This window comes from Ideonella alba (assembly GCF_018069845.1).
GTDB lineage: Bacteria > Pseudomonadota > Gammaproteobacteria > Burkholderiales > Burkholderiaceae_C > Ideonella > Ideonella alba.
This window is the reverse complement of sequence record NZ_JAGQDD010000001.1, coordinates 455,444-472,364: the sequence shown is the minus strand read 5'-3', so window position 1 is coordinate 472,364 and position 16,921 is coordinate 455,444. Positions and strand designations below refer to the sequence as shown.

General features: G+C 65.9%; 16 protein-coding genes, 1 tRNA gene and 1 pseudogene. 7 read left to right on the top strand and 11 right to left on the bottom strand.

Annotated features, from left to right (window positions below; genetic code table 11):
* Nucleotides 1-159: 159 nt before the first annotated feature.
* Both KAK03_RS01980 and KAK03_RS01975 read left to right on the top strand, forming a co-directional pair.
* Entirely contained in the window at nucleotides 160-837 is a 678-nt protein-coding gene (locus KAK03_RS01980; RefSeq protein WP_210851490.1) for a hypothetical protein, read from the top strand.
* 265 nt (nucleotides 838-1,102) lie between these two features.
* Nucleotides 1,103-1,627 (top strand): tyrosine-type recombinase/integrase, encoded by a 525-nt coding sequence (locus KAK03_RS01975; RefSeq protein ID WP_310738440.1) that lies wholly within the window; start codon nucleotides 1,103-1,105, stop codon nucleotides 1,625-1,627.
* 3 nt (nucleotides 1,628-1,630) lie between these two features.
* On the opposite strand, the gene KAK03_RS01970 is transcribed toward KAK03_RS01975, so the two are convergent.
* The 3 genes from KAK03_RS01970 to KAK03_RS01960 form a co-directional block, all read right to left on the bottom strand.
* Complete coding sequence (locus KAK03_RS01970) at nucleotides 1,631-2,617, bottom strand: hypothetical protein (RefSeq protein WP_210851489.1); 987 nt, start codon at nucleotides 2,615-2,617, stop codon at nucleotides 1,631-1,633.
* A 325-nt stretch (nucleotides 2,618-2,942) separates the two neighbouring features.
* Nucleotides 2,943-3,632 carry a DUF3226 domain-containing protein gene (locus KAK03_RS01965; protein ID WP_210851488.1) on the bottom strand — a complete coding sequence of 230 codons (690 nt, stop codon included), beginning with the start codon at nucleotides 3,630-3,632 and terminating at the stop codon, nucleotides 2,943-2,945.
* A complete protein-coding gene (locus tag KAK03_RS01960) occupies nucleotides 3,629-4,741 on the bottom strand; it encodes an AAA family ATPase (RefSeq protein ID WP_210851487.1) in 1,113 nt (370 codons plus the stop codon). The genes KAK03_RS01965 and KAK03_RS01960 overlap by 4 nt, the downstream gene beginning before the upstream one ends.
* A 696-nt stretch (nucleotides 4,742-5,437) precedes the next feature.
* Between KAK03_RS01960 and KAK03_RS01955 the strand changes: the two genes are divergently transcribed.
* The 3 genes and pseudogenes from KAK03_RS01955 to KAK03_RS01945 all read left to right on the top strand — a co-directional run bounded on the left by KAK03_RS01955 (nucleotide 5,438) and on the right by KAK03_RS01945 (nucleotide 7,280).
* Nucleotides 5,438-6,058 carry a rolling circle replication-associated protein gene (locus KAK03_RS01955; protein WP_210851486.1) on the top strand — a complete coding sequence of 207 codons (621 nt, stop codon included), beginning with the start codon at nucleotides 5,438-5,440 and terminating at the stop codon, nucleotides 6,056-6,058.
* A pseudogene (locus KAK03_RS25560) lies at nucleotides 6,040-6,108 on the top strand (hypothetical protein); the annotation flags it as partial. The gene KAK03_RS01955 and the pseudogene KAK03_RS25560, both read left to right, overlap by 19 nt.
* Before the next feature lie 131 nt (nucleotides 6,109-6,239).
* Entirely contained in the window at nucleotides 6,240-7,280 is a 1,041-nt protein-coding gene (locus tag KAK03_RS01945; protein ID WP_210851485.1) for a site-specific integrase, read from the top strand.
* Between the two features lie 22 nt (nucleotides 7,281-7,302).
* Here the strand turns inward: KAK03_RS01945 and KAK03_RS01940 are convergent.
* The 5 genes from KAK03_RS01940 to rsmB form a co-directional block, all read right to left on the bottom strand.
* Nucleotides 7,303-7,378, bottom strand: a tRNA-Phe gene (locus KAK03_RS01940).
* 71 nt (nucleotides 7,379-7,449) lie between these two features.
* On the bottom strand, nucleotides 7,450-8,172 hold the full coding sequence (locus KAK03_RS01935; RefSeq protein ID WP_210851484.1) for a response regulator: 723 nt from the start codon (nucleotides 8,170-8,172) through the stop codon (nucleotides 7,450-7,452).
* Nucleotides 8,173-8,206: 34 nt separating this feature from the next.
* Complete coding sequence (locus tag KAK03_RS01930; protein WP_210851483.1) at nucleotides 8,207-10,468, bottom strand: sensor histidine kinase; 2,262 nt, start codon at nucleotides 10,466-10,468, stop codon at nucleotides 8,207-8,209.
* 13 nt (nucleotides 10,469-10,481) lie between these two features.
* Nucleotides 10,482-11,090 carry a DUF4390 domain-containing protein gene (locus KAK03_RS01925; RefSeq protein WP_210851482.1) on the bottom strand — a complete coding sequence of 203 codons (609 nt, stop codon included), beginning with the start codon at nucleotides 11,088-11,090 and terminating at the stop codon, nucleotides 10,482-10,484.
* 36 nt (nucleotides 11,091-11,126) lie between these two features.
* Entirely contained in the window at nucleotides 11,127-12,452 is a 1,326-nt protein-coding gene (rsmB, locus tag KAK03_RS01920; RefSeq protein ID WP_210851481.1) for a 16S rRNA (cytosine(967)-C(5))-methyltransferase RsmB, read from the bottom strand.
* An 80-nt stretch (nucleotides 12,453-12,532) separates the two neighbouring features.
* Between rsmB and folE the strand changes: the two genes are divergently transcribed.
* Together folE and KAK03_RS01910 are read left to right on the top strand one after the other, a co-directional pair.
* The gene (gene folE / locus KAK03_RS01915) at nucleotides 12,533-13,279 is read left to right on the top strand and encodes a GTP cyclohydrolase I (protein WP_210851480.1); all 747 of its coding nucleotides are present in this window, start codon (nucleotides 12,533-12,535) and stop codon (nucleotides 13,277-13,279) included.
* A 2-nt stretch (nucleotides 13,280-13,281) separates the two neighbouring features.
* A complete protein-coding gene (locus KAK03_RS01910; RefSeq protein ID WP_210803702.1) occupies nucleotides 13,282-13,707 on the top strand; it encodes a BLUF domain-containing protein in 426 nt (141 codons plus the stop codon).
* A 624-nt stretch (nucleotides 13,708-14,331) separates the two neighbouring features.
* Here KAK03_RS01910 and KAK03_RS01905 read toward each other — a convergent pair.
* From KAK03_RS01905 to KAK03_RS01895, 3 genes are read right to left on the bottom strand one after another with little or no spacing between them, the layout of a single operon-like run.
* Nucleotides 14,332-14,898: a LemA family protein gene (locus tag KAK03_RS01905; protein ID WP_210851479.1), complete on the bottom strand. Its 567-nt coding sequence runs from the start codon at nucleotides 14,896-14,898 to the stop codon at nucleotides 14,332-14,334.
* The gene (gene queC, locus KAK03_RS01900) at nucleotides 14,898-15,611 is read right to left on the bottom strand and encodes a 7-cyano-7-deazaguanine synthase QueC (protein WP_210851478.1); all 714 of its coding nucleotides are present in this window, start codon (nucleotides 15,609-15,611) and stop codon (nucleotides 14,898-14,900) included. The genes KAK03_RS01905 and queC overlap by 1 nt, the downstream gene beginning before the upstream one ends.
* 2 nt (nucleotides 15,612-15,613) lie before the next feature.
* Nucleotides 15,614-16,894 carry a glutamate-5-semialdehyde dehydrogenase gene (locus tag KAK03_RS01895; protein WP_210851477.1) on the bottom strand — a complete coding sequence of 427 codons (1,281 nt, stop codon included), beginning with the start codon at nucleotides 16,892-16,894 and terminating at the stop codon, nucleotides 15,614-15,616.
* Nucleotides 16,895-16,921 lie beyond the last annotated feature (27 nt).

Genomic DNA, 16,921 nt, shown 5'->3' with positions numbered 1-16,921 from the left:
CACAACCCAGCGCGCGTCTGCGGTCTGGCCCCGATGCGCTCCAGAGGCAACCTGCATACATTCAGTTACAGCGCCCCCCCGCTGTGTTCCTCCGGCGCCCGCCGGCCACCTTGTGCCAGGCCGTCCGGCTCGGGCACCGCTCACTCATCAGGAGTACCCATGAAGACCCCCTCCACTTCACCCACCCTGCGCGCCGGTCTGGTGGCGCTGGCACTCGCCGGCCTGGCCGGTGGTGCCCTGGCCGATGCGGCCAACCCGGTCAACGACACCACGGTTAACGTGGTCCAGAACGGCGACAGCAGCACCACGGTGACCATGTCGGGCACCTGGTGGTGGGCCGGCCAGAACTGCACTGGCCGCTACGGCGTGGCCTGGTCGGTGGACTGGTGGGGCGTGAGCACCCGCACCACCCCCGTGCCCAGCTTCACCATGAGCAACGCCACCGTGGTGCTGGCCCATGGCTCGACCACCCGCGCGGATGTCAACCCGGCCGGCGCCATCGCCATCCCGGGCGGCACCTACTTCCACACCGGCCCGAAGTTCTCGGGCGAAGTCCCGTTCTCCAAGACCACCTGCCGGGTCGAGGTGCGCGGCGGCGTCAGCGGCGCCACCGGCGCCTGGTCCGCCGAGGCCACCTACCCCGCCGGCGCCCAGCTGCCGCCGCAGCTGTGCGTCAACATGTACGACCCGCACGGCAAGGCTGGCAGCCCCAGCAACAAGGCGGCCGACCTGAGCCCGATCCTGCAGAAGGACAACTCGATCCAGACCAACGCCTACGCACCGGGTGGCGGCAACTGCGCGGCGATGCTCCCGCCGCCGCCGCCGCCGGTGCCCTGATCAGGGCAGAGCAAGGCGTAACAGCTCGCGGGTAGGCGGGCTGTGTGCAGGGCCAGGCGAATGTCTGGCCCTTTTTTTTCGACAGGATCAGCGCCGCTCGGGCGTCTCGTAGGCGCCCATGTCCACCCGCGACAGCCCCGTGCCAAGGCCGTCCTGGATGCGTGGGCGGCGAAGTCGCGCGCCAAGCGCGAAAGGCCTTGCTCAGCCAAGTGATCAACAAGGCCCGCGAACGGGGCTACAGCGACGCGCCAAACCCCTGCCAAGGGTGAAGGGCTTCAAGGAGTCCGGCCACGATCGCTACGTGACGGACGATGAGTTTCACGCCGTCTGGCAAGCCGCGAATCAGACGCTGCGCAACGCGATGGACCTGACCCTGTTGACCGGCCAGCGACCGGCCGACGTGCTCAAGATGCGGCGCGATGACATTCGGGACGGCACGCTGTGGGTCACGCAGAACAAGACCGGCACCAAGCGAGCGATCGCGATCATCGGCGAGCTGGCTCAGCTGCTCGAGCGGATGAATGCGCGGCCGCGCGAGCGGCTCAGCGCCTACTTGATCCAGGACGACAACGGCAAGCCGCTGGGGACCATTGGGGTGCGCTCGCGCTTCGACAAGGCACGCTCACGCGCGGGCGTGAGGGACTTTCAGTTCCGGGACATTCGGGCCAAGACGGCGAGCGATACGGGCGACCTTGCGCACTCGCAGCAGTTGCTGGGGCACAAGAATCGAGAGATGACCGAGCACTATGTAAGGGAGCGGATTGGCAATCGCGTAATGCCCCTGCGGTGAATGCTACCCAACGGCAATAATCTGATCAGAAACATCCAACCTCATCTCGTCACAGAATACGATCTCCTCAATCTCGCAAGCACCAAGTTCACTCTCTTCAATGTGACGCGAAATTAGACTGGGGTGACAGTAGCGCTGGGCATCGAGATGGGTCTGTATCACAGGAAAACCGATCGTAGCTTTTCCCCTAGTCGAATCGACATCAACAAACCCTGCAACAAGAAGTGAACCAAAGCTATTGGGACTATCAGACGTTCGCCCATCTGGGAGAGGACGGCGACCCTTGATAATTCTCCAAGGTGATTCACATCCAATCCTACAAAGCCCGACCACACCCTTAGCTACGTCGATTCTTGAACCGCCAATCAAGCACAACACTGCAAGGGCTATCCTCTCTTGGTTCATCGCCAACCGGCCATAATCGAATTGCACCTTTGCATCTCGGATGCAGCCAACAAGCTGATTAAAGAACTCCGAGATATCGAAGGCCTGACGCACCCGAAAAGCCGTCGCTAAAAAATTAAGTAGTTTTAGGAAGTCTGATCCCATGCGTTCCGCCTTCAGCACATAGGCGCCGCTTGCATCAACCACTTCAAAGTGGGTCTTCATTTTCTTGCGAAAACTGGTCCGACTCGTCCTAAACTCCTTAATCAACACCCTCTCTTCCACAAGATTAATCTGATCAAGGAACATTCCGTAAACATAACCAGGAATCGGCTGCCTTAGATCAAGCAGCCTTCCCGCCGTGGAGTATTCGATCGAGAATCTCACAGAGTTCGAAAATCCCCTTATGGACTCATAGACAAGACCCTTATCTCTAGATGAGTGCGCAACAAAGTCTGCAACCTCCCGAAATACAGGCCTGAGAGAAAAATAATCCCTCAACTTAATAATTAAAGCTTCAACGTCAACCGCCGAGAATGCCTTTGTGGAGACACGCTCCAACAATTCTTCAATCTTGATTTTCTCGCGGTGCGAAATATCAACCATCGAAATCTCCCCTTGGCCGGCCACGCAGCCCGGCAAGAAGCCACGATTGACGCTTCTTGCAGTGGGCAGGCTATGGCAACGTTGACGCGCAGTTGTAGAAAATCCGGCCGATTGTAGAAAAGCCCCGGGCAGATGCTACTGCGCGGGGCTCTTGCAAGTGCTTGTCAGCACTGAGGAATTTTGGTGGCCTGGGGCGGAATCGAACCACCGACACGCGGATTTTCAAGCAACCGTACCGTCAGCCATTGCATTACCGACCATCGGCACACGCACAAACTCGGCGCGAGAGGCTATCGCTTGAAGTCAAGAGAAGGCTACGAATTCGCTACGTCACCGCAAGCTCATCATGCATGTCACGGAGGAACCTGCACAAAGGCTGAAGTGCCGCGCTGTCGAGGTCAAAGGCGACAGCTCTTGCCGCTGCCATTCCAGCACCGTTGCACAAGTCCTTGGCTCGTCCGGCCAAATACGCCTGTGCTACTCGCTTCGTGATGGAACCTTTAAGCGACTCGCCCCTCGTCTGGGCGACGGCGAAAGAACCGCCAATGTGCTGCTGAGCACTGTCCTTCACCGGATCTGATTCAAGTGTGCCAAGCAACAGGGATTCAAGGTCACCTGAGCTCCGGTTGTCAGGATAGAGAAAAAGATAAATGTTTACCTGATCTGTTGCAGACCGATTAATCGTGGCTCGCGAATCCTCAGAGAGATCCCACCCAAATTGACGGAAAACCTCACACACCTCCTTACGACGCCCGCCGAAATTCTCATCCGCATCCAAAATTACGGCCACAGACTTGACCCGCCCCGTCGTGAACGAGGAGCCAAGAGTAAGCATCTTAAGAAACGGCTGAAAATTTGGATAGCCATCAATCTCAGCGATGCCAAATCTTTCGGGAGAAGCGCCCATTCGCTCAAGCAGCTTACCAATCAGAAATATATCATCCTTACCCTCAACAATAATAATAGCTTCGCGATCAAAATCCCGAGAGAGATGGAAATTATTAAAGCGCTTCACCGAATCTCCCAATCCATCTCCACGGCCTTTGACAAGTTGTCGACCGCATATGGTGTAGCAACTACGCGCTCCTTCACCCTATCCAGTCTGATGTACTGCAAATCCATTTCTGCGCCGATACCCTGAGCCGCGGCTACCGCGCTCTTTATGCACTCCAACGAATGCGTCACCACAAATACTTGACAGTCCGTTTCTCTTGACAGAGAAATAATCATTTTCCATGCATCTTGAAGCTTTGAGTAGTGCACTGCCCCCTCGAACTCATCGATGAAGAGACAACCCGGGCCGATCCACAGCATTGAGGCGGCAATGGACAGCAAAGTTGCGGCTCCATCGCCCAAGAAGCTAACAGGCAAATATTTCCCGCCAGCCATAAGCGCATTTACAACCGGCGCACCAGTCTGAAAAAGCACCTCTAATTTTTGAACATCGTTGTTGATTCTTTGAGCAACCTCCAGCAACTTGTCGTGTTTGCCGTTGAGGATGATCTCACTTACCTTGGTTGCCAAGTCATTAGGCGAATTCTTCAGAGCTGGACTCAAATAGACACCAGCGGGGATTGACGTAACTCCCGACCTGTACGTTGCGCCAACAAATCCATCGCGCGAAGGCAGCAGAAATTGCCCATCCACGACGTTAGAACCCTCTGTAAACTCGACCTTTAATCCGCGCTGAACATTGAATGTTACCGATGAATCAGACGCCACCACGCCAGGCGCTCTCTGAAATCCAGAAAGATTCGGCGGCGGTGCGGAGTAGGACATAGTCATTGAAAGGGCAACGCCATCCCTCAAGCCCGCCTTCACCACGACCGGCTTGTCTTTTTCTTGGTTATAGAAAAGCTGCCGCACCGCAATCTCACCGCCAGGAGCGACATTTCTAAATGTGAATGACCGAAACGGCGACATTACATTCCGCCGATCCATGAGTGAGAACAGCAACTCAAGCAGCGATGACTTGCCAACCCCATTCTTGCCACCAATCACATTGACTCGTCGAAACTTCTCAATTTTCAACGACTCAAAGACTCGGTATCCAGAAACATCTAGATTTGAAAAATAGCTCTTTGTTGGCAAAATTCTCTCCATCGCTGGCGTATGCACCGTCATCTTAGTGCTACACCTCGGTTCTGTCAGTACTTCCTAGTTCGCATGATCGACGCGAGCCTAGCCTTTAGGCGCGGGCGGGGGCTGGGGGCTGCGCCCCCAGGAGAGCTGGCCGCGTAGCGGCTGCGGGAGCCTTGTCCTTCAAGACACCAGCGGAGCGACCTTGCCCGTAGGCGCCGGCCCGCTCGCGGAAGCCGAACTCCGCATACCGCCAACAGAGGTCGCGCGCTCAAGGCATTGGCGACAGCGATGCCCGGCGAAGCCGGGCGCGGTGGTGCCGATGCCGAGTGTTTTGCGGTCGACTAGCTGCGTGGTAGTATTTATCCACTTCGCGTCACGTCGTGTGAGGCGCGTTGTCCAGATCGACGTTTGAGCACAGGTCGCGCTCAACTGGTCACCTTTCTCGTTCGCACCTTCCCGTCAACCCTCGACGGGCGGCAGGTGTGAACGCAATCCCTCTCGGTTTCGTCTCCTTCCGTTCGTCGTCAACGCGAAGGAGTTTTCATGTCCGCTTTGGACATGGCGCGCGACGACGCGCCTGGGCTTGTCACTTCTCGTACAAGTGGAACGCAGGCCCCTTCCCTTTCCATTGAGGTCGATCACCACCTTACCCGGCTGAGGCGTCTCAGGCGCGCAGTGCTAACGGCCGCTCGGCTACATGATTTCGAGCTGCTCGACGGGTGTCGCCACAAGCCCGCCATGCTGACCTTGACCTACCGGGAGGTAGGCGCATGGAACCCTCGCCACATCAGCGACTTGCTTCGACTCGTTCGGCAGTGGCTTGGACGTCGCGGCGTCCGCTTTCGGTATGTCTGGGTTGCCGAGCTCCAGCAGCGCGGCGCGCTGCACTACCACGCGCTGATTTGGCTGCCCCGCGGCCTGACGCTTCCCAAACCCGACAAACAAGGATGGTGGCCCCATGGATCAACTCGCATCGAATGGGCTCGCCAGCCCGCCGGATACCTCGTCAAGTACGCCAGCAAGCTCGACAGCAAAGTCGGGACCGGATTTCCGCCCGGAGCAAGGCTCCACGGCCACGGCGGGCTCGAGGACTTCGGGCGTTCGGTGGCGCAATGGTTCAACCTGCCCGCATGGGCCCGCGAGGTCTGTGACCTGGCTGGAAGAGCAGTGCGCCGAAAAGGTGTGGGATTGGTTGACCGGCAAAGCGGGATTTGCCTGCCGTCGCCCTGGGGGGTGTCCATCAGCCCTGCGGGCACTGTCACAGCTACGCGACGCTGGTCCTACATCCACGCGCTGAGGGACGTTGCAGGGCCGTTCTCGTGGCTTCCTGAGGCCGCTCCATGCGTACCCTCACCCTGAGCGAAGCCGCTGACCTGTTGAAGGTGCATCCCAAGACCGCTGAGAAGCTGGCCCGGCATGGCCATCTGCCCGCCTGCAAGGTGGGGCGGTCCTGGGTGTTCGTTGACCAGTTGCTGTTCGACCTCCTGGTGACACAATCGCTCGCGCGTGTGTCCGTGGTCGATCTTCAGGAGAACACTGAATGTCGCTCTACAGACGCAAAGACTCCACCTACTGGTGGGTCAAACTACCGCCCATCCGGGGCGAATCGAAGCCTTTACAGCAAAGCACTGGGACTGCCGACAAACGCGAAGCGCAGCAGGTCCACGACCGGCTCGCTGCCGCCAGGTGGGAGCAGGAACGGCTCGGCGTGAAGCCTCGGCGAACCTGGGAAGAGGCGGTCCTCCGCTGGCTCTTGGAAACGAAGCACAAGGCCACGCACGAGGCAGACAAGGCAAAGCTTCGTTGGCTTGACCCCTACCTGGGAGGTAAGACCCTCAACGAGATCGACCGAACGTTGATCGACCGGATCAAGTTCGACCGCGAGAAGGTGGCCTCCCCCACCACTGCCAATCGCTACCTGGCGCTGATCCGCGCCATCTTGCGCAAGGCGGCGACGGAGTGGGAGTGGATCGATCGGGTGCCCAAGGTCAACATGTTTAGGGAATCAGAGGGGCGTGTGCGCTCACTCAGCCCCGCCGAGTTCCAGAGGCTCGTTCATGAGCTGCCGCAGCATCTGGCCGACATGGCCATGTTTGCGGTGGCAACTGGGCTGCGCCAAGCGAATGTCACGGGGCTTGAGTGGCAGCACGTTGACCTGGTGCGACGGCACGCCTGGATTCCAGCGGCCCAGCATAAGAACCGCAAGCCTCATTCCGTGCCCCTGAACGATTTGGCCATGCAGGTGCTGACCAAGCAGGTCGGCAAACATGCACGGTGGGTGTTCACGTTCCAAGGTGAACCAGTGCAGCGAACCAGCACGAAAGCATGGGCCGCAGCACTGGAACGCGCTGGGATCGAGGACTTCCGCTGGCATGACCTACGGCACACGTTCGCGACGTGGCACCGCCAAGCAGGAACGCCAACCCATGAGCTACAGCGGCTTGGGGGCTGGAAGACCAGCATCATGGTGGAACGCTACGCCCACCTGGCACCAGAGGCCTTGCAGGGTGCCGCGAGCCGGTTGGATTCGGTGATCAGCTACGTTCCGGCTACGGACAAAGACAAAGGGGCTAGCCCATAATGAGCTAACCCCTTGAATTTGTTGGTGGCCTGGGGCGGAATCGAACCACCGACACGCGGATTTTCAATCCGCTGCTCTACCAACTGAGCTACCAGGCCTTGGCTTGCGCCGTGGCTTGCACGTCACCGGCTGGGCCGGATCAGCGAAGTCCAGCAGTATAGCACGGGCTTCAGGCGCCGCTACCGCGCTTGTTGCGTGAGAGGTCCACGCCCAGTTGCTTGAGCTTGCGGTAGAGGTGGGTGCGCTCCAGGCCGGTCTTCTCGGCCACGCGGGTCATGCTGCCGTTCTCGCGCGCCAGGTGGAACTCGAAGTAGCTCTTCTCGAAGGCGTCGCGGGCCTCGCGCAGCGGGCGGTCGAGGTCGAAGCTCTGCTCGGCCTGCGGGCCCAGGTCGACCTGCATCACCGGCAGGCCCAGGCCGCCGGTCATCGCGGCTTCCACGGTCAGCGCGGGCTCGGCCAGCACGCCGCGGATCGGGCCGCCCACCGGCGGCGCAGGGGTGGCGGGCGCGGCGCCAGGCGCGCGGGCCGGGGCGCGGGCCAGGCCCTGCTCCACGGCGCGCAGCAGCTTGGCCAGCGTGATCGGCTTTTCCAGGAAGGCGATGGCGCCGTACTTGGTGGCCTCGACCGCGGTGTCGATCGTGCCGTGGCCGCTCATCATGATCACCGGCATGTTGAGCAGGCCGGTGGCGCCCCACTCCTTGAGCAGCGTGATGCCGTCCACATCGGGCATCCAGATGTCGAGCAGGACCAGGTCGGGGCGCATGCGCTCGCGCGCAGAGCGGGCCTGCACGGCGTTCTCGGCCAGCTCGATCGAGTGACCTTCGTCCGTGAGGATTTCCGACAACAGGGCACGAATGCCCATTTCGTCGTCGACTACAAGAATGGTTGCCATGGGTGGGTTGCGCTGCGCGGTCTTTCGGCCGGGGTCAAGGCCTTGTCGCGGGCCGATCCGGCGCCGTCGCCGTGGCGCCGACGTCCGTCAAACCTGAAAATGATAACGAAACCTGCGCACCTGCCGGCGCGGCGTCGTCGCCGGATGCCCCGAGGTTGACGATTCGCACGCGCGCACCGTGTTCGTCGGCGATCTTCTTGACCACTGCCAGACCCAGTCCGGTGCCCTTGGTCTTGGTGGTCATGTAGGGCTCGAAGGCGCGCTTGAGCACCTTGTCGGCGAAGCCCGGGCCATTGTCGGTGACGCGCAGCCGCACGATGGCCGGGCGGCCGGTTTCCTGCGGCGGCTGGTCGGTGCTGACCACCACGCGGCCGTCGTCGCGGCCGGCCACCGCATCCAGCGCGTTCTGCACGAGGTTGTGCACCACCTGGCGCAGCTGGGTGGCGTCGCCCTGGATGGCCGGCAGCGCGCGGTCGCACTGGGCCTGCAGCCGGCCCTGGTCCTGCTCGTCGCCGTAGAGCGCCAGCACCTCGGCCACCAGCGCGTTCAGGTCCAGCGGCTGCATGTTGGCCGAGGGCAGGCGCGCATAGTCGCGGAACTCGTTGACCAGCTGCTTCATCGCCTGCACCTGGGCGACGATGGTGGCCACCGAGCGCGCCAGCATGGCCTGGTCGGGCTCGTCGAGCTTGGCCTCGAGCTTGTGCTGCAGGCGCTCGGCGCTGAGCTGGATGGGCGTGAGCGGGTTCTTGATCTCGTGCGCCAGGCGGCGCGCCACCTCGCTCCAGGCCGCCGCGCGCTGGGCCGAGACCACCTCGGTGATGTCGTCGAAGACGATCAGTCGCGCCGGCCCCGGCGGCAGGATGGCGCCGCGCACCAGCAGCGTCAGCGTGGCGCCGGCGTCGCCCACCGACAGCTCGAAGGCGTCCTGCCACTGGTCGCGCTCGCCCTCTTCGGGGTTGTGGTGGTGCTGGCTGAAGCGCTGGTCCACCGATGCGGCCAGCGCCGCCAGCCCGGGCACCTCGGCCAACGGGCGGCCCACGCCGGCCGACACCGGCGCGCGCAGGATGCGCGTGGCGCCGGGGTTGACGGTGTCGATGCGGCCCTCGCGGTCGAACACGATGACGCCGGCGGTGAGGTTGTCCAGGATGGTCTGCAGCCGGGTGCGGGCGTTCTCGAGCTGGCGCAGGCTGCGCTGCGCCTGTTCGCGCGCGCTGCCCAGCTGTTCGGTCATGGCGGCGAAGTTGCGCGTCAGGCCGCCCAGTTCGTCGCGCGAGGCGAATACCGGCTTGGCGCCCAGGTCGCCGGCCGCCACCTGGCGCATGCCCTCGGCCAGCAGCAGCAGCGGCCGGGCGATCTGGTTGCCCAGCAGCACCGCCAGCAGCACCGCCCCGAACACCGCCAGCACCATGGCCAGCGTCAGCGTGCCGATGTACATGCGGCGCAGGCCCTCGCGGGCCAGGCTGCGCGCCTGGTACTCGCGGTAGGCGGCCTGCACCGCCAGCGCATTGCGGGTGAGCACCTCGGGCAGCGGCTGCACCACCATCAGGAAGCGCTCCTCGTCGCCCACCAGCGCCAGGCTGGCGCTGGGCACCTGGGCGATCGCGCGGATGCGGGCGCGGCCGGCGGTGGCAGGATCGTCCTCCTCCAGGCCTTCGATGACGCTGATCGAGGGCTGCTGGCGCGCCTGGCGCAGCAGCGTGGACGCCGGCCGCTCCGGCGAGATGGCCACGCCGGGCCCGGCCGCCACCAGCACCTGGCCGGCGCCGCCGATCAGCGCCGCTTCTTGCACGCCCAGCTGTTCGCGCAGGCGCTCCAGGCCCAGGCCGTCGGGCACGCGGCGCGCTTCGGACAGGCGCTCGGCCGCCAGCCGGGTCTTGGTGCTCAGGTCCTCGGACAGCGCTTCCAGCGTGCCCTTGCCCAGCGCCAGGCCAGCGCGCAGCGCGTCGTCCACGCGGGTGTCGAACCAGGCCTCGATGCTGCGCGAGACGAACTGGTAGCTCACGGTGTAGATCACGCCGCCGGGCACCACCCCCACCAGCGCAAAGATGGCCGCCAGCTTCAGCAGCAGCCGGCTGCCGAACTTGCCCGAGCGCATGCGCAGCGCCAGCCGCGTGGCGGTGACGGCCAGCACCACCACCAGCAGCGCCGCGGCGGCCACGTTGATCCAGAACAGCCAGACGAAGTGGCGCTCGTAGCGCGTGGGGCCCTGGGCCAGCAGCGACAGCACGAAGGCCAGCACCAGACCCAGGCTGGCCGTCAGCAGCAGCGCGATGCCCCAGCGGGTGGTGAGCTTCATGGGGCCGGGCCGTTCACTCCAGGCGGACGCTGCGCTCCACCGAGAGACGCCAGTCGGCCTGCGCCGCCAGGTCCAGCTGCATCGGCCGCGGCAGCTGGGTGTTGTCCAGACGGAAGCTGAACTCGACCTGGTAGCGCTCGCCGGGCTCGATCTCGCCGGGCTCGGCAATGCGCCAGCCGCTGGCACGCGAGACGATGGCCAGGGCCTCGGCCGCGCTGCCCACGGTCTGGCCCAGCGCGCCCAGGCTGACCCGCCACTGGCCGGTCAGCGGTTGGTAGGACAGGCGCCAGGTGCGGGTGGCGCGGGCCACGCGCTCGTCGCGCCAGTACCAGCGCGGCCGCAGCACCGTGGCCTGGGCCACGAAGTACAGCGGCACGCCTTTGAGCATGGCGTCTTCCACCGCCCGGCTCAGCACCGGTCGGGCCTGGAAGTCCAGCACCAGCGCGCCATCCTGGCGGGCGATGTCGAAGACCGGCAGCTCCACCGTCTGCGCCAGGGCCCCGCGGCTGCTCAGCAGCAGCCCCGCCAGCCCCACCAGCAGCAGCAGTGCGATGCGCCCGGCCAGACGCACGGCGCGCCTCAGCCAGAGGGTGGGCAGGGATCGGACCGCAGTGGTGGGCACGGGCGCGAAATTCGGGGCAGGCGCCGCCGCCACCGGTCAGGGCGCGCGCGGCTTCGACAACAGGGCGTAGTAGAAACCGTCGGCCGGCGAGGCCTCGGTCACGGTGGCCCGATTGTCGGGCAGCGGCAGCAGATGGCCCGGCGATAGGGCCTCCAGACGGGCGCCGCCGGGCCCGTGGCGTTGCAAGAATGCGTCAATCTGGGCATCCCCTTCGGCCCGGAAGATCGAGCAGGTGGCGTACAGCAGGCGCCCGCCCGGCGCCAGCAGCGGCCACAGGGCCTCCAGCAGTTCGGCCTGCACCGCCGCCAGCGCGGCGATGTCCTCGGGCCGGCGCAGCCAGCGGATGTCGGGGTGGCGGCGCACCACGCCCGAGCCGCTGCAGGGCGCGTCCAGCATGATCGCGTCGAAGGGCTGGCCGTCCCACCAGCTGGCGGGGCGGCGGGCATCGGCGGCCTGGGTCCGGGCCGCCAGGCCCAGGCGGCGCAGCGTGTCGTCCACCCGGGCCAGGCGGGCGGCATCGGTGTCCAGCGCCAGCAGGTTCAGGTCGGCACACTCCAGCAGGTGGGCGGTCTTGCCCCCCGGCGCGGCACAGGCGTCCAGCACCCGGGCCCCCGGCGCCAGGCCGGCGCCCAGCAGCAGCGGCGCGGCACGCTGGGCCGCCAGGTCCTGCACCGAGACATCGCCCTGCGCGAAGCCGGGCAGTTGCTCTACGCCCACCGGCTGGGCCAGCAGCACCGCGTCGGGGCTGTCGGGCATCGCGCGGGCCGCCAGACCGGCGGCCTGCAGCCGGGCCAGGTAGGTGTCACGGGTGCCGTGGCGGCGGTTCACCCGCAGGGTCATCGGCGGGCGCTGCTGGGCCTGTTGCAGCAGCGCGGTCCAGTGGCCGGGCCAGTCGTGACGCAGGCGCTCGATCCACCACAGCGGGTGGTTCCAGGCCGCCACCGGTTCGTGGCTGACCTCCTGCACCAGCGCCGCACGCTCGCGGATGAAGCGACGCAGCACCGCGTTCAGGAAACCGCTGGCCGCCGGCACCTTGCGGCGCGCCGCGGTCACCGCCTGGTCGACCAGGGTGTGGTCCGGGTAGGGCGGCGCATCGTCGGGCCACAGCAGCGCGATGGCGCTGCACAGCAGCGCATCCACCACCGGCGGCGGCGCCTTCGGGGCCAGACGGGCACGCACGGCCTGGGCCGCGCCCAGCCGGCGCATCACGGTGAACGACAAGGCCTGCACGCCCGGGCGGGCCGGCGCCGCGCAGGCGGCCAGGGCGTCGGTCAGCGAGCGGCCGGCCAGCACGGCGGCCACGGCATCGGCGGTCAGTTCAAGCAGCCGCGACAGCGGGGGCGACGGGTGGGGCGCGTTCACCCGTGCAGTCTACCCAGGCCCGCTGCCAGCAGGGTTGCGCGCGAAGCCCCACAATGGGCCTCCAGACAGGAGACTGCCCGATGGCCCAGACCGACCCCGACCTCCGCAACCGCCCTCCCCGACTGATCCTGGGCGAGGACGACCTGTCCCGGCTGCCCGCCTCCGAGCGCATCCGCTACCGCCTGGTGGGCGCCGATCGGCGCTACCACGCCAACGACAACATCGCCGAGTTCATCCGCGAGGGCGAACTGAAGGAACTGCGCGCCGAGGTGCAGGCCAAGATGGCCGATGTGCTCAAGGCCCTGGTGATCGACACCGAGAGCGACCACAACACCCAGGAGACGGCCAAGCGCGTGGCCAAGATGTTCATCGAAGAGGTGTTCCGCGGCCGCTACCAGCCGATGCCCGAGGTCACCGAGTTCCCGAACATCTCGCGCCTGAACGAGTTGATGATCGTCGGCCCGATCACTGTGCGCAGCGCCTGTTCGCACCACATGTGCCCGATCCTGGGCAAGATCTGGATCGGCGTGCTGCCCAACGAGCACTCCAACCTGATCGGCCTGTCCAAGTACGCGCGCATCGCCGACTGGATCATGACCCGTCCGCAGATCCAGGAAGAAGCCGTGATCATGCTGGCCGACGCGCTGCAGGAACGCGTGAAGCCCGACGGCCTGGCCATCGTCATGGAAGCTGACCACTTCTGCATGCAGTGGCGCGGCGTGAAGGACAACGACTCCGCGATGACCAACAGCGTGATGCGCGGCGCCTTCCTGAAGAACCCCGATCTGCGCCGCGAGTTCCTGTCGCTGCTCAGCAAGAAAGACTGACCATGCTCGTCCGCCTGATGTACGCCAGCCGCGCCGCCACCGCGGTGGACCAGGAGGAGCTGGCGGCGATCCTGCGCACCTCCGCCCGCCGCAACCCGGAGAACGGGATCACCGGCGTGCTGTGCTGCTCCGGCGGCCTGTTCATCCAGGTGCTTGAAGGCGGCCGCTCGCAGGTCAATGCGCTGTACCGCCGCATCTGCGGCGATGCGCGCCACGAAGAGGTCACGCTGCTGGCCTACGAAGAGATCAACGAGCGCCGCTTCGCCGGCTGGGCGATGGGCCAGGTCAACATGAGCCGCCTGAACCCCGCCGTGCTGATCAAGTACAACGAATGCGCGCGGCTGGATCCCTTCGCCGTGTCTGGCGCTGCCACCGTGGCGCTTTTCGACGAACTGGTCGCCGGAGCGGCCATCATGGGGCAGGGATAGACCGCTTCGGGCCATCGCGCTACGCCAACCCTGCCGCCAAGGGCTGGGCAGGCAGGCAGAGCCGGCCATTGGAGGGCGCCGAGCAGCGCAGGACTGGAGGGCAAATCCTTCTGACTTGGCCCACACTGTCTGAGCGCAACGAGCCGCAGGCGAGTGAAGCGAGTTTGGGGGCCGCCCTGCAGTTCGAGCAGCGCAGGGGAGTCGGCGCAGCCGACCGCCCTCGCTGGCCGGCTCTGCCTGCCTGCCCAGCCCTTGGCTCGCTCAAAGCTGTGCAAGCGGTCTTGCTGCAGAGGTTGGCGCACAGCCAAGGCCTGAGCGGCCTGGGTCTGTCGTCGCAGACGGTGGCGGTCGGCTGCGCCGACTGCCCTGCGGTGCTCACCACCCCGGGGTGGTCGCCAAACTCCCTGCGCTCGCCTGCGGCTCGCTCCGGTCAGACAGTGTCGACCAAGTCAGTTCACGAAGCGCGCCTGCGGCGCGCCCCCGGGGCGTCTACGCTCCTCGGCGCCCCCGACAGCGCCGCCATCCCCAGGCCGCTCATTCCTTGGCTGCATCCACCGTTGGCTGACTACCGCGGCCCAGGAATCTCGCTCTGAGCGTCCGCTCAGGGCAGTTTTCAGACGCACACTACACGCGCGCCGCCGCCCTGAACCGGAACACCGGCATCAGCAGCCGCGTCGGGAATTCCTCGATCGCGGTGTTGTAGGCGTCGGCGGCGGCGGTGTAGGTCTGGCGGGCGTAGGCCAGGTTGGGGGCCACTTCGGCAAGGGCGCTGCGCAACGGTCGGATGGATTCGGACTGGGCCAGGTCGGCGTGCTGCTCCACCAGCGCGGACAGGCGGGCCAGCGGCGAGGCCAATTCGCCCTCGGCCACCACCCAGGCCTGCAGGGCCACGGCCGAGGCGGGACGGGCGCGGGCCGCGCGGGCGGCCGCCTGCTGTTTCTCCAGCGCGGCGGACAGCGCCGCCAGCGTGGTGGCTTCGCTGGCCATGGGCTCTTGCAGCTGGGCCAGCAGGGGCTCCAGCGCAGCGGCGCGGCGGGTGAGCTGTTCGTCGATCAGGCCCCAGGCCTGGGCCAGGGCCTGGCGCAGGCGCATCAGGCGGTTGTAGGCGCCCACCACCCAGAACAGCAGCACCGCCAGCACGGCCACGCGCAGCAGCCAGGGGCGCAGCGACTCCCAGTTCAGCAGGTCCATCAGGCCGCCCCTCGGGCCAGCCACTCGGCATGACCGCGGGCGCGCAAGGCGCAGGCCGGGCAGTGGCCGCAGCCATGGCCCCAGGGGTGGCGCTGGCCACGCTCGCCCAGGTAGCAGGTGTGGGTGTGCTCGGCGATCAACGCGTTCAACGCGTCACCGCCCAGCTGCTGCGACAAGGCCCAGGTGTCGGCCTTGGTCAGGAACATCAGCGGCGTCTCCAGCGTCATCGGGGTGTCCAGACCCAGCGACAGCGCCACCTGCAGCGCCTTGAGCGTGTTGTCACGGCAGTCGGGGTAGCCGGAATAGTCGGTCTCGCACATGCCACCCACCAGCACGCTGGCGCTGCGGCGGTACGCCAGCGTGGCGGCAAAGCCCAGGAAGAGCAGGTTGCGGCCCGGAACGAAGGTGTTGGGCAGGCCATTCGCCTGCAGCTCGATCGCGCGATCGGCCGTCAGCGCGGTGTCGCTGATCTGGCCCAGCAGCGACAGGTCCAGCAGGTGGTCCTCGCCCAGGCGCGCGCCCCAGTGCGGGAACTGGCGGGCCAGCTCAGCGCGCACGGTCAGGCGGCAGTCCAGCTCGATGCGGTGGCGCTGGCCGTAGTCGAAGCCCAGCGTCTCGACGTGCGCATAGCGCGCCAGCGCCCAGGCCAGGCAGACGGTGGAATCCTGCCCACCGGAGAACAGCACCACGGCCGTGCGCGGGTCGACAGCCATGCTCAACGGCGGATCTCGCCCTGCCCCAGCACCACCCACTTCATCGAGGTCAGGCCCTCCAGCCCCACCGGGCCGCGGGCGTGGAACTTGTCGGTGCTGATGCCGATCTCGGCGCCCAGGCCGTATTCGAAGCCATCGGCAAAGCGGGTGCTGGCGTTGACCATCACGCTGGCCGAATCCACCTCGCGCAGGAAGCGCATCGCGTTCGGGTGGTTCGTGGTGAGGATGGCGTCGGTGTGGTGGCTGCCGTAGCGGTTGATGTGGGCGATCGCCTCATCCAGGCTGCCCACCTGCTTGATGCTGATGATCGGTGCCAGGTACTCCTCGGACCAGTCGCTCTCCTGCGCATCCACCAGCTGCGCACCGGGCACCGCGGCCAGGATCGCGCGGCTGGGCGCGTCACAGCGCATCTCCACGCCCTTGGCGGCGAAGAGGGCGCCGATGCGCGGCAGGAAGGCGGCCGCCACGGCCTCGTGCACCAGCAGCGACTCGGTCGCATTGCAGGGGCTGTACTTCTGCGTCTTGGCGTTGTCGGTCACCACCAGCGCCTGCGCCAGGTCGACCTGGGCGTCGACGTAGGTGTGGCAATTGCCGTCCAGGTGCTTGATCACCGGCACCTTGGCCTCGGCGCTGATGCGCTCGATCAGGCCCTTGCCGCCGCGCGGGATGATCACGTCCACGTACTCGGGCATGGCAATCAGCCGGCCCACGGCGGCGCGGTCGGTGGTCTCCACCAGTTGCACCGCCTCGGCCGGCAGGCCGGCGGCCACCAGGGCCTGCTGCACCAGCTTCCACAGCGCCAGGTTGGAATGGATGGCCTCGGAGCCGCCGCGCAGCACGCAGGCATTGCCACTCTTGATGGCCAGGCTGGCGGCCTCGATCGTGACGTTCGGGCGGCTCTCGTAGATCATGCCGAACACGCCCAGCGGCACCCGCATCTGGCCCACGCTGATGCCGGTGGGGCGGCGCTTCACGCCGGTGATCTCGCCGATCGGATCGGGCATCGCGGCGAGCTGCTCGCAGCCCTCGGCCACCGTCTCGATGACCTTGGGCGTCAGGCGCAGGCGGTCAACCATCGGGGCGGCCAGGCCGGCGGCCTCGGCGGCGGCAATGTCCTGGGCATTGGCCTGGGCCAGCTGCGGGCCATGGCTGCGCAGGCGCGCCGCCAGCTCGGTCAGGGCCAGGTTCTTCTCGCGGGTGCCGGCACGCGCCATGGCGGTGGCGGCGGCGCGGGCCGCCACACCGACATGGGCCATGTAGGCGGGAATGTCGAGCGGGTTCATCCCCGGATTATCCGGGATGGGCCCGCG

Coding starts and splice junctions, on each gene's coding strand:
- KAK03_RS01980 (WP_210851490.1), top strand. CDS start 160: ATGAAGACCCCCTCCACTTCACCCACCCTGCGCGCCGGTCTGGTGGCG.
- KAK03_RS01970 (WP_210851489.1), bottom strand. CDS start 2,617: ATGGTTGATATTTCGCACCGCGAGAAAATCAAGATTGAAGAATTGTTG.
- KAK03_RS01960 (WP_210851487.1), bottom strand. CDS start 4,741: ATGACGGTGCATACGCCAGCGATGGAGAGAATTTTGCCAACAAAGAGC.
- KAK03_RS01955 (WP_210851486.1), top strand. CDS start 5,438: ATGCTGACCTTGACCTACCGGGAGGTAGGCGCATGGAACCCTCGCCAC.
- KAK03_RS01945 (WP_210851485.1), top strand. CDS start 6,240: ATGTCGCTCTACAGACGCAAAGACTCCACCTACTGGTGGGTCAAACTA.
- KAK03_RS01935 (WP_210851484.1), bottom strand. CDS start 8,172: ATGGCAACCATTCTTGTAGTCGACGACGAAATGGGCATTCGTGCCCTG.
- KAK03_RS01930 (WP_210851483.1), bottom strand. CDS start 10,468: ATGAAGCTCACCACCCGCTGGGGCATCGCGCTGCTGCTGACGGCCAGC.
- folE (WP_210851480.1), top strand. CDS start 12,533: ATGGCCCAGACCGACCCCGACCTCCGCAACCGCCCTCCCCGACTGATC.
- KAK03_RS01910 (WP_210803702.1), top strand. CDS start 13,282: ATGCTCGTCCGCCTGATGTACGCCAGCCGCGCCGCCACCGCGGTGGAC.
- KAK03_RS01905 (WP_210851479.1), bottom strand. CDS start 14,898: ATGGACCTGCTGAACTGGGAGTCGCTGCGCCCCTGGCTGCTGCGCGTG.
- queC (WP_210851478.1), bottom strand. CDS start 15,611: ATGGCTGTCGACCCGCGCACGGCCGTGGTGCTGTTCTCCGGTGGGCAG.
- KAK03_RS01895 (WP_210851477.1), bottom strand. CDS start 16,894: ATGAACCCGCTCGACATTCCCGCCTACATGGCCCATGTCGGTGTGGCG.